Here is a 673-nt window from a genome sequence, read left to right as displayed (position 1 = left end):
GTTAAGTAGTGAGCAACACTAACCACATAACTTAAGCCATTGCGCCATAAACACAAAAGCCACTTGAAACCAAAGTCGCCGAGCGTTGCGAATCTGTCTTAAACGCTTTGTTAGGTTTGTTTGCCTATGTTCCGGGAAATCATCAACACTTCATCAGCCGAATATAAATTAGAAATTGTCGTCTCGACTTCAGCGCCTAAAGTGCTTTTATATAACTCTTGAGCATAATTATCAGCTCTTGTTGTAATCAATACGTGCTTCAAAACAGAGTGTTTAAGAGCAAGCTGATTTCTTACCTGAGGCAATGATTCGACTATTAGCTTCCGACCAATACCATTTCCCTGATAGTTCGGCATGACGGCTAGTTGTTCTAATTCCAAAACAGCTTCAGGGCGAAAGCCACTTTTTTGAGCCCAAATGATATAGCCGACAATTTCATTCTCAATGTCAGCCACATAGATCAAGTAACGTGGGAAGGCATTAAAATTACATTCTAACCATTCATTAGAGTAGTTTTGCCTTACAAACGCTGACTTATGAACTAGAGCTGCGCTCGGTAAATCCTTTTCCGCCATTAAACGAATAACCAAATTGACCTCCTTATGTCGACAATAAACCTAACGCCGCATTAAGGTGTGAGCGACGCTTGGCTATACTTGAGCGAAGCGAAAAC

1 protein-coding gene is annotated in these 673 nt (G+C 41.0%); it reads right to left on the bottom strand.

Annotation, left to right across the window (positions count from 1 at the left end; genetic code table 11):
- Positions 1–110 precede the first annotated feature (110 nt).
- A complete protein-coding gene (locus OH461_RS20050; protein WP_270022303.1) occupies positions 111–575 on the bottom strand; it encodes a GNAT family N-acetyltransferase in 465 nt (154 codons plus the stop codon).
- Positions 576–673: the final 98 nt, after the last annotated feature.

The sequence above is a fragment of the Vibrio sp. LaRot3 genome (assembly GCF_027587025.1).
Taxonomy (GTDB): Bacteria; Pseudomonadota; Gammaproteobacteria; order Enterobacterales; family Vibrionaceae; genus Vibrio.
This window is presented reverse-complemented; position numbering and strand designations above follow the sequence as displayed.

What these genes read in the sequence shown, in the direction of transcription:
- OH461_RS20050 (WP_270022303.1), bottom strand. Translation starts at nt 575, where the DNA reads ATGGCGGAAAAGGATTTACCGAGCGCAGCTCTAGTTCATAAGTCAGCG.